This window comes from Pedobacter sp., assembly GCF_035566355.1.
GTDB lineage: Bacteria > Bacteroidota > Bacteroidia > Sphingobacteriales > Sphingobacteriaceae > Pedobacter.
In genome coordinates, this window is the sequence record NZ_DATMRL010000139.1 from 1 (window position 1) to 11,435 (window position 11,435).

At 38.8% G+C, this 11,435-nt stretch carries 9 protein-coding genes; 5 read left to right on the top strand and 4 right to left on the bottom strand.

Annotated elements, in window-relative coordinates:
* Positions 1 to 2,157: excinuclease ABC subunit UvrA (gene uvrA / locus VNZ46_RS05455; protein ID WP_325559111.1), on the bottom strand; the 2,157-nt coding region annotated here is incomplete at its 3' end.
* Positions 2,158 to 2,420: 263 nt separating this feature from the next.
* Here uvrA and VNZ46_RS05460 point away from each other — a divergent pair.
* From VNZ46_RS05460 to recA, 4 genes are all read left to right on the top strand, one after another.
* Entirely contained in the window at positions 2,421 to 2,996 is a 576-nt protein-coding gene (locus tag VNZ46_RS05460; RefSeq protein ID WP_108555768.1) for an RNA polymerase sigma factor, read from the top strand.
* Between the two features lie 97 nt (positions 2,997 to 3,093).
* Complete coding sequence (locus VNZ46_RS05465) at positions 3,094 to 3,285, top strand: hypothetical protein (protein WP_133779912.1); 192 nt, start codon at positions 3,094 to 3,096, stop codon at positions 3,283 to 3,285.
* A 60-nt stretch (positions 3,286 to 3,345) separates the two neighbouring features.
* Entirely contained in the window at positions 3,346 to 3,999 is a 654-nt protein-coding gene (gene nth, locus VNZ46_RS05470; protein WP_325559112.1) for an endonuclease III, read from the top strand.
* Between the two features lie 146 nt (positions 4,000 to 4,145).
* Positions 4,146 to 5,159, top strand: coding sequence for a recombinase RecA (recA, locus tag VNZ46_RS05475; protein WP_199079047.1), 1,014 nt, complete (start codon positions 4,146 to 4,148; stop codon positions 5,157 to 5,159).
* A gap of 76 nt (positions 5,160 to 5,235) precedes the next feature.
* Here recA and VNZ46_RS05480 read toward each other — a convergent pair whose 3' ends face one another.
* A complete protein-coding gene (locus VNZ46_RS05480) occupies positions 5,236 to 5,418 on the bottom strand; it encodes a hypothetical protein (RefSeq protein ID WP_133779909.1) in 183 nt (60 codons plus the stop codon).
* A gap of 15 nt (positions 5,419 to 5,433) precedes the next feature.
* Positions 5,434 to 6,435, bottom strand: coding sequence for a tRNA (adenosine(37)-N6)-threonylcarbamoyltransferase complex transferase subunit TsaD (tsaD, locus tag VNZ46_RS05485; RefSeq protein ID WP_199079052.1), 1,002 nt, complete (start codon positions 6,433 to 6,435; stop codon positions 5,434 to 5,436).
* Positions 6,436 to 6,512: 77 nt separating this feature from the next.
* On the opposite strand from tsaD, the gene VNZ46_RS05490 reads away from it, so the two are divergent.
* Complete coding sequence (locus VNZ46_RS05490) at positions 6,513 to 10,928, top strand: translocation/assembly module TamB domain-containing protein (RefSeq protein ID WP_325559113.1); 4,416 nt, start codon at positions 6,513 to 6,515, stop codon at positions 10,926 to 10,928.
* A 6-nt stretch (positions 10,929 to 10,934) separates the two neighbouring features.
* On the opposite strand, the gene ribA is transcribed toward VNZ46_RS05490, so the two are convergent.
* Positions 10,935 to 11,435: GTP cyclohydrolase II (gene ribA / locus VNZ46_RS05495; RefSeq protein WP_325559114.1), on the bottom strand; the 501-nt coding region annotated here is incomplete at its 5' end.

Here is an 11,435-nt window from a genome sequence, read left to right on the forward strand (position 1 = left end):
TGGTTTAAGACCTGCAGCCTTAGAGGCCGGTAAAGCCGAGAATAAAGCCCTGATATCATCCCAGGCTTTTACATAGGTAACCGGGTTAGAACGCGAAGACCTCCCGATCGGATTCTGGTCTACCATTTCCACAGCACTCACCAGATCCAGGTTTCCAAATATTCCATCATATGCCCCGGTCTGTTCTCCGGCATAATTACCAATCGCTTTTTGCAAAGCAGGGTAAAGAATCTTTTTGACTAAACTCGTTTTACCGGAACCGGATACCCCACTTACCACCGTAAAAACTCCAAGAGGAAATTTTACGTCGATATTCTTCAGGTTGTTTTCCCTCGCTCCCTTTAAGAGCACATGGTCTTTCCATTTACGTCTCTTTCCAGGTACCTCTATACGTTCCTTTCCGGCCAGATATCGGCCAGTCAGGCTATGTTTATCTTTAATGATCTCTCCATAGGTTCCGCTAAACACCAGATTACCCCCATGTGTACCTGCTTCAGGCCCAATATCTATAATATGATCTGCCGCTTTCATCATCTCTTCCTCATGTTCAACCACCAAAACGGTATTTCCTACATTTCTCAAAGATTCCAAAACACCAATCAGTTTATTGGTATCTCTGGGATGTAAACCGATACTTGGCTCATCCAGTACATATACAGATCCCACAAGGCTGCTGCCCAATGAAGTAGCCAGATTAATACGTTGTGATTCTCCCCCGGAAAGCGTATTGGACAACCTGTTTAAGGTTAAATAACCCAAACCAACATTATTCAGGTACTCCACCCTGTTAAAGATTTCGGACAGTAATCTTTTAGATATCTTCTGGTCTGTTTCTGACAGATCCAGCTTTTCAAAGAAATCAAGTATGGTAGAAAGCGGCATTAAAACTATATCAATAATAGATTTACCACCAATCTTCACATAGGAAGCATCCTTTCTGAGCCTGGACCCTTTACAGTCAGGGCACACTGTTTTTCCCCGGTACCGGGAAAGCATTACACGATATTGTATCTTATAAGTTTGTTCTTCTAAATCTTTAAAAAATGCATCCAGTCCTTCAAAATATTTATTTCCTGTCCACAGCAGTTTCTGTTGTTTATCAGTCAGTTCGCTGTAAGAACGGTGGATAGGGAAGTCAAATTTATCTGCATTTCTGATCAGTTTATTTAACCATTCCCTCATTTTCTCTCCGCGCCACGGGGCAATCGCATTGTCATAGATACTCTTGCTTTTATCAGGAATAACCAGGTCCTCATCAATGCCGATCACATTCCCATAACCTTCACATCTTTTGCAGGCCCCGTACGGATTATTAAAACTAAAAAAGTTAGGTGTAGGCTCTTCGAATTTGATCCCGTCAAGTTCAAAACGGTCACAGAAATGGGTCATTTCACCATCATGTTCCACATAACAATCTCCCTTACCCTCAAAAAATGCAGTCTGTGCAGAATCAGCAATACGGCTTAGGGTTTCCTCTTCCTTATTCACTACAATACGATCAATTAAGATCATAACCGTGTTTTCACTTGTCAGCTCCACATCTTTAAAACCCTCATCTTCCAGGATCGCTTCGATCTTATAAATCTGGTCATTGAGCAAGACTCTCAAAAAACCCTTTTGAAGTAAAACAGCCAATTCCTCCTTAATCGTCCGGTTGTTATGAGGAAAAAGAGGACAATAAATAGTCACCGTACTTTCCTTCTCCAGTGCAGAAATAAAATCAACAATGGTCGTTACACTGTCCTTTTTTACAATCTGTCCCGATTCAGGAGAATAGGTTTTTCCAATTCTCGAAAACAGGAGTTTCAGATAATCATAGATTTCCGTTGAGGTTCCCACCGTAGACCTTGGATTCGAAGTTATCACCTTTTGTTCTATGGCGATAGCAGGCGCAATACCTTTTATATAATCAACATCAGGTTTATTCATCCGGCCCATAAACTGTCTGGCATAAGCAGAAAGACTTTCTACATATCTCCGCTGCCCTTCGGCATATAAAGTATCAAATGCCAGTGAGGACTTCCCCGACCCCGACATGCCGGTAATAACAACCAGTTTATTCTTTGGAATGGCTACATCAATGTTTTTAAGATTGTGAACCCTCGCCCCTTTTATAATAATATTTCTATGTGGATCTTTCTCTGTTTCCTTACTCATACTGCTGGATAGAATGCTGCTAATATACCCCAAAAAAGTTACATTGGTCATTCCCGGGAACGCAAAAATAAGGCCCTCAGGGTACTTTTATTTTTTTTTAACACTTTTCTTATTGAATTATGATAAAAAAATGCTTCTTTTGGAATTAATAACCACAACAATTGAACCATTCATTTAAAGAAACTAATAGGAGAACTGCTATAGATTAGACCGCTACTAAATATTTTAAGCAATAGGCAAGGGAATTTAGTATAGATACTCCTATGAAATTACAATTAAATAGTGATCAGGATCTGGTGAAGTTGTACCTTAACGGGGACGAGTCTGTTTTGGAAGAACTTCTAAAAAGACATAAATCAAAAATATATACATCTATTTATTTATTGGTAAAAGATCAATATCTGGCAGAGGATATATTTCAGGATGCTTTTATAAAAGTGATCAACACCTTAAGATCAGGAAGATACAATGAAGAAGGCAAGTTTCTGCCTTGGGTGATGCGTATTGCGCACAACCTGGTTATAGATTATTTCAGACGGGAAAAACGTGCGCCAGCCATTACAAGTTCTGATGGAACTGATATTCTGAATATGCTGCAGATTTATGAAGAAAGTGCAGAAGACAGAATGCTCAGAGATCAGACACATACAGATCTCAGGGCTATGATCCATTTACTACCCGATGAGCAGAAAGAAGTTTTAATTATGCGGCACTATGCCGACCTCAGCTTTAAAGAAATTGCTGATCTCACCGATGTAAGTATCAATACTGCTTTAGGAAGAATGAGATACGCGCTGAGCAATTTAAGGAAGATGATGAAAGTGAAAGAAGTGGGATAACCCCCCGCTGAAATTTGTTTTCAAAATTATTATTACAGGTTAAAATAAACAGTAGATTGTTGCGTTTAATAATAAACAAAAAAACAGTTTATTGCTTATGATAACAACCTCTACTTCAATTAACAACCTGTCTCATTTTCATCAGAAATCAGAAAAATCAAACACTGAATTTTTTGAAGAAATTGACTCCTTCCCTTATGACGATCTAAAGGCGGGCCTGGATGGTCTGATGAAAGATCCCAGTGACGAGGTGATTCAAAAAATTCTGGCTTACAACATGGCCAAGTAATTTTAAAGCTGCCTCTTTCGAGGCAGCTTTTTTATGTCCCTGCGGATAGTATATTTGCACATGCTTAAGAAAGAACGATACCAGTTGTTTGTGGAACATTTCTCGGCTAAACAGCCAAATGCAGAAACAGAACTCCATTACAACAACCCATTCCAGCTGCTTATCGCTGTAATTTTGTCTGCACAATGTACAGATAAGAGGATAAACATGATTACTCCGGCTCTTTTTCAACGGTTTCCTACACCAAAATCTTTAGCAGAAGTCACCTCAGATATTGTATTTGATTACATTAAAACTGTAAGTTACCCAAACAATAAAGCAAAACATCTGGTGGGCATGGCCAATATGCTGGTCAATGATTTTGGAAGCCTTGTTCCTTCAGATATTAATGACCTTCAAAAGCTCCCTGGTGTGGGCAGGAAGACCGCAAATGTAATTGCTTCTGTAATTTACAATGCACCTGCTATGGCTGTAGATACACACGTATTTCGAGTAGCAAACCGTATTGGACTTACCAATGGAAAAACACCACTTGCTGTTGAAAAAGATCTTGTGAAACACCTTCCCGAACACACCATTCATATCGCTCATCATTGGCTGATACTCCATGGCCGTTATATCTGTGTAGCCAGATCGCCCAAATGCAGTATCTGTGAAATCACACATCTGTGCCGCTATTATGAGCGGAACCAGAAAACTAAAATAGTTAGTTAAAAAATAGAAATAAAATTATATTTATCAGATTAATTTTTTTATCAATAAACAAATACTTACTTTTGCTAACATAATTAGCACTTTTACTTTCAAAGACAATATTCCTAAAGAATAGATATTTATCCTAAGAACAGAATTTTAAAGAAATGAATCCAAACGCAGACAAATTAAAAGCACTACAACTTACACTTGATAAGTTAGAAAAATCTTATGGTAAAGGCGCCGTGATGAAGTTAGGTGACCAGGCTATAGAGTCAATGGAATCCATTTCTACCGGATCTATTGGTTTGGATATCGCATTGGGCATAGGTGGTGTTCCAAAAGGCCGTATCATCGAGATCTACGGCCCTGAATCCTCTGGTAAAACAACTCTGGCAACACATATTATTGCTGAAGCTCAAAAATCAGGTGGTGTAGCTGCATTCATTGATGCAGAACATGCTTTTGATAAGTTTTATGCAAAAAAATTGGGTGTTGATGTTGAAAATCTGTTGATTGCACAACCGGACAATGGTGAACAAGCGCTGGAAATTGCAGATAATCTGATCCGCTCCGGAGCCATCGATGTGATCGTTATTGACTCCGTTGCTGCCCTTGTACCAAAAGCAGAGATAGAAGGCGAAATGGGAGACTCCAAAATGGGTTTACAAGCCCGTTTAATGTCTCAGGCACTACGTAAACTGACAGGTACCATCTCTAAAACCGGATGCTGCTGTATCTTTATCAACCAGTTGCGTGAAAAAATTGGTGTTATGTTTGGAAACCCTGAAACGACCACAGGTGGTAATGCCTTAAAGTTTTATGCTTCTGTACGTTTAGACATTCGCAGGACCTCACAGATCAAAGATTCAGAAGAAGTTTCAGGAAACAGGATCAAAGTTAAAATTGTTAAGAATAAGGTTGCTCCACCTTTCCGGATTGCAGAATTCGATATTATGTTTAACCAGGGCATCTCTAAAGTTGGTGAGATCATCGATCTTGGAGTTGATTTTAACATTATTAAAAAAGCCGGCTCATGGTTCTCCTACGGGGATACTAAACTTGGACAGGGAAGAGACGCTGTTAAACAATTATTGTTAGATAATCCTGAATTATCTGATGAGATCGAAGCAAAAATCAGACAGGAAGTGACAGGCGATAAGCTGGAAGAATTAGAATAGTAATTAATTAAATAAAAAAGGCCCGTTTAAAAATTAAACGGGCCTTTTTTATGTTCTTTATTATGGTATAACTCCATTACGCTGCCTTCATATATTTTGCATCCACATAGATGGCCACAATCACAACCAGAACAATAGCCACCAACAGAACCACCAATCCCAGATAGTTTTTCGTTTTATCCTGTTTAAAAAGCCAAATGATAAATAGTACGAAAGGAACTAACATTAATCCCAGAAAAAGAAAGCTCATCGAATTCATAACCGTTATTTTAATTTAAAAAATCATTCTTGCAGCAGGAGCGATATCCTGACCAACAAAATCATTAGCCAAATATTTATGATAACCTGCAATCGCAATCATACCTGCATTATCTGTACAATACTGAAAAGCGGGAATAAATACATTCCAGCCCTGCTCCTTCGCCAGCATTTGCAAAGCTTCCCGTAATCCGGAGTTAGCAGACACCCCGCCAGCAATCGCAATATCTTTGATTCCATGGGCCTTAGCGGCCTTTTTTAACTTATTGAGCAAAATCTGTACAATGCTGTATTGAACAGATGCACAAATATCATTCAAGTGCTCATTGATAAAATCAGGGTTTTCTTTTTCCTTATCTCTGATAAAATATAAAATAGCCGTCTTAAAACCGCTAAAACTATAATCCAGCCCTTTAATCTGAGGTTCAGGAAATTTAAAAGCATGCGGATTTCCAAGTTTTGCATGTTTATCAATCAGAGGGCCTCCAGGATAGGGAAGTTTCAGCAATTTAGCCGTCTTATCAAAAGCCTCACCCGCCGCATCATCAAGTGTTTCCCCAATAATTTCCATATCGGCATAGTCTTTCACCAGCACAATTTGAGTATGTCCACCTGAAACCGTCAAACAAAGAAAAGGAAAATTCGGTTTTGGATCATCAATAAAATGCGCCAGAATATGGGCATGCATATGGTTTACGGCAATCAAGGGAAGATCCAATGCCAAAGCGAAGGATTTTGCAAAAGAAACACCCACCAATAAAGAGCCTAATAATCCAGGACCACGGGTAAAAGCAACAGCATTAATTTCCTTTTTACTAACTTTAGCATCAATTAGCGCTTGTTGAACAACCGGAACAATATTTTGCTGGTGTACCCTGGAAGCCAACTCCGGAATTACCCCACCATAATTTTCATGAATTGTTTGGTTTGCAATAACATTGGCTGTAATTTTGCCGTTGTTACAGATAGCAACTGAAGTTTCATCACAGGAAGATTCGATAGCAAGTATTACAGACACGTTTATATTATTTAAGCTACAAAAATATCAAAAAACTATTACAAATACTCCTATGGTTTATAGCATCAATTCTATTGTTGCTTTGTATTGTACTATTTGCGCTTCAGTTTAAACCTGTCCAAACCTTCATTGCAAAAAAAGCCGCAGACTATTTATCTGCCGAATTAAAAACAACCATCTCGCTAAGTGGCATTTACATCAAACCATTCAAGTCTGTAGTTATAGAAGACCTGGTTGTTCTCGACCTGCAGAAAGATACCATTTTAAATACCCCAAAGTTCCTGGTCGACCTCAACAAACTATCCATAAAGCAAAGGATAATTGATGTTAATACAGTTCAAATCAATAACGGATCCTTTTTTCTAAAGTCTTATAAAGATGGCTCCACGAATATTGATTTCATTATCGATTATTTTGATTCAGGCCCGCCAACGGTTAAGAAAAAGAAAAAACCTTATGTCATTTCCTTTAACCGGGTAATTTTGAATAACCTAAATTTCAAATATAAAAACTTAAAATACAACGATAAGATAAAGGGTGTAAATTTCGACGACGTCAGCTTAAGAAACCTCAATGGTATTTTAGAAGACCTGAATACAACAGACCATCTCCTTCAGGCCAACATTAAAAACCTCACATTCAGAGAAAAAAGTGGCTTTTACCTTAAAAACCTAAGCGCATTTACAACCATAGACTCCAATCAGATAGAGCTCAAAAAATTACTACTGGTCACAAACCAAAGTCGCCTGACCGACTATTATCAAATGCGTTTCAGCAAATTTGATGATTTCAATGACTATATCAATAAAGTACGCATGAAAGCGCATTTTAAAAACAGCCACCTGGACTCTAAAGATGTAGCCTATTTCGCTCCCGAACTCGACCAGATGAACCTCAACATTGATGTAGACGGCCAGGTTACAGGTCTGGTCAACAGCCTCAAAGCAACAAAGCTGTCTGTCAAAGCCGGACAGGCAACTTATATCAAAGGAGATTTCATTCTTAAAGGTTTACCTTATCTTAAAGAGACTTTTATGGACATGAAGATTGACATGGCCGGCACCAATAAAACCGATCTAGATCAACTTCTAAGCAACACAACAGGTAAGAAAATCAAACTTATCCCCTCTATTGTATCGAAATTCGGAAATATTAATTTCAATGGAACCTTTACAGGCTTTCAGAATGATTTTATCGCTTACGGCGAGTTTAAAACAAAGCTCGGCCGTGTAGTGTCTGATGTCAATATGAAAATTGATAAAGCAGGACTTCCCTCCTATTCGGGAAGTGTAAAAACCTACGATTTCAATTTAGGCGACCTGCTCGGTGAAAATTCTCTTGGAAGAGTAACTTCTGCAGTAAACATCAAGGGTTATGGTACCGAGATCAATAAATTAAAAGAAGATATCGACGGAGACATACAATACATAGACTTCAACAACTATCGTTATAGCAATGTGAAAATCAATGGTATTTTCGACAAAAAATACTTTGACGGGAGTTTAAAGATTAACGACAAGAATGTACAGCTCGTTTTTGATGGCGGAGTCAATCTGAATCCGGCATTACCCGTTTTTAACTTTAAAGCGACCATTAAAAATGCAAAGCTGAAAGCCCTCAAGTTATTCAAAGACTCCTTAAAGATTGATGCAAACTTTAGCACCAATTTCTCGGGAAATGATTTGAACAATATACAGGGTAATCTGGCCATAGATAAAATCAGACTGGACAATGTAAAAGGCATCTATACAATTGACTCTATACTATTAAAAGCCCAGGGCATTGGACTGGACCGCACTTTGACCATCAACTCAGATGTACTGGATGCAAGTATTAAGGGAGAATATGATTTAAATACCATTCCTTCTTATTATAAAGCGCTCGCTAAAACATATATTCCATCATTAAAAGCAGATATCGTAAAATACGGGACGCAAAATTTCCAGTTTAACCTTAATATAAAGCGGTTTGAACCGGTCGCACAACTACTCGCACCCGGCCTGGAAATCGAAGACCAGGCTGTACTCATTGGAAAATTCGACTCCAGGAATAAAATTGCGACACTCAATGGTTTCATCAAGAAACTAAAATTTAAAGGCGTTACTGTAAACAACATCATTATTGATGAAAACACAGGTAATTCACAGCTGCAGGCCATTATCACCTCCGACAGAGTAGACCTGAATGACAGTTTGTACATTAAAAATGTGAACATCTCAAATATTCTAAGAAACGATAGCCTTTCACTCAACGTAAAGCTATCTAATTCCGACGACGCCAACCAACTGGATCTAAATGGTCTGGTGGAATTTGCTAGTGACACGACCGCCAGGATCAGCATTTTACCTTCTATCCTGACCATCAATAACGAAGACTGGAAAATTCAGGAAAAAGTAAGAATTAACTTTCACCAGGGTAAAACAGAAATTTCCAATTTTGATTTAAGTAACGGAAATCAGTCTCTCAGCATTAATGGGCTGATATCAAGTGATCCAAAAGATATTTTATTGGTCGGTTTTAAAGACTTTAATCTAAAAACCCTCAATCCGCTCACCAAAACTGTAGGGCTTAAACTATATGGGAATGTAAACGGAAAAACCCGCATAAAGAACCTGTTAAGTTCTGTCAAACTGAATAACGACATCAAAATTGATTCGCTCAGTTTGAACGACTCCTATGTCGGAACACTTACGGATACTTCATCATTTGACGGGGCCAGCAACAAGGCTAATATCTATACACGGATACTCACCAATGGAAATGAGACCTTAAAAGCAGATGGGGGTCTGGACCTGACTGAAAAGAAGATTGACCTCTCTGTGAAACTGGATGACAGTAAACTGGTTATTTTTGAACCTTTTGTAAATAGCCTGGTATCTGACCTGAAGGGAAATGTTTCTTCTGAGCTTACTGTCAAAGGTTCCTTCGACAAGCCGGAGATTAATGGAACATTGGAATTCAACAAGGCTAAAGTTACCGTAAACTACCTTAAAACAGCCTATTCTCTGTCAGATAAAGTCAATGTAGACAACAGCATCATTAGGCTCGAAGACCTCAAAATTACCGACAATGATGGCAATACGGCAATCGCGAACGGTACTGTTGATCTAAATAACATTGAGGATCCTGGCCTGGACATCATTGTAGATGCGAAAAATTTTATGGCCCTGAATACCACCATAAAAGACAATTCTCTCTATTATGGACAGGCCTATGCTACCGGAACATTTAAATTTAAAGGGCCAACCAACAAATTATTTATTGGCATCGATGCAAAAACCGAGAAAGGCACCGTATTTAACCTGCCCCTTAATAGTTCCGAGACAGTATCCAGTAAAGATTTCATCACCTTTGTAAGTAAAGACACGACCAAAGTAGTTAAAAGCCAAACCAGTTTTGACGGCCTGACCATGAGTTTCAAGCTCAGTGTTGATCCAAACAGCACCGCAAACATTTATACTACCCTTGGAAAATTAAGCGGTAAGGGCAATGCAGACCTGGACCTTGAAATCAACAGTTTAGGAGATTTTGAGATGACAGGAGACTATATTATTGAATCAGGTAATTTTGATTTTACAGCCCAGGAAGTTATCAATAAAAAATTCTCTATTAAACAAGGCGGTTCTATTCGCTGGACAGGAAACCCCTCTGCCGCTCAAATACAACTCAAAGCCATCTATTCACTTCGGGCCAATTTAAGTGACTTATACCTTGCAGCCAACAGAGAAACCAGTCCCAACTCCTCAGAAAGGGTCCCTACAGATGTTGAAATGGGTCTTTCAGGGCTTCTGTTAAAGCCAGACATCAAACTGGATATTTCGTTCCCGTCCAATCCAGCCATCAAAGAGGATTTACAGGCCTATTTTAATGATCCGAACAACTTAAACCTCCAGGCCTTCAGCTTAATTATACGCCGGAGTTTTGCACCTGGAAATGGAAGACAAAATCTTGGAGAGCAACTCACTTCCGGTGTAACCAGCACGGCTACAGAATTACTCTTTAATCAATTTAATAATGTTTTATCTTCTCTTAACCTGGATTTTGTCGATATTAATATCCGGTCTTTCAGTGAAGCAAATGCCTCTTTTAAGTTCTTTAAAGACAGGATTATTTTAAATGCCGGAATTGTAGACAGAAAGAGCACCAGTGATCTATCCCCGATAGGCTTTTCAAAAAACAATGTAGGAAGCGAAGTTGAAATACTCGCCTTACTGAAAAAAGATGGTACACTGGTTGCAAAATTAGCCAATAAACCTCCAACACAACAGAGTATTTTGGTCAACACACTTGTAAACCAGCAAAATGCAAATGTAACTTCCCTGGGCCTGATGTATAATCAGCAGTTTGACAATTTCAGGGAGTTTCTGCAGAAAATAACCGGCAGATATAAAAAGAACCTTAAGAAAAAAGAGGCGGAAGAAAAGGCAAAAAAAGAAAAACAGCTCCTGAATAAAGAAGCTGTTTTAGAAGATAAAAAGAGTAAGAAAAAATAATCTCTTTTAACCTTTCATTATTTGATGTCCCATCTTGTCCCTTTTGGTCTTCAGATAAGTTTCATTATGTTTATTACTTTCAATCTCAATCGGAATATTCTCCACGATCTCCAGTCCATATCCAATCAAGCCAGCTCTCTTGGTCGGATTGTTAGACATTAATTTCATTTTAGTTACCCCCTGAGATCTTAATATCTGCGCACCTACCCCATAATCTCTCTCGTCACCTTTAAAGCCAAGCTTAATATTGGCCTCCACAGTATCAAAGCCTTCATCCTGGAGGTTGTAAGAACGAAGTTTATTCACAAGGCCAATACCTCTGCCTTCCTGGTTCATATAAACCACCACACCCTTACCTTCTTTCTCGATCATCTCCAATGCTTTATGCAATTGCGGGCCACAGTCACACCTGCAGGAACCAAATATATCACCCGTTACACAAGAACTATGTACCCTGGCAAGGACGGGCTCATCAGCAGCCCACTCGCCTTTACTGATGGCAAGATG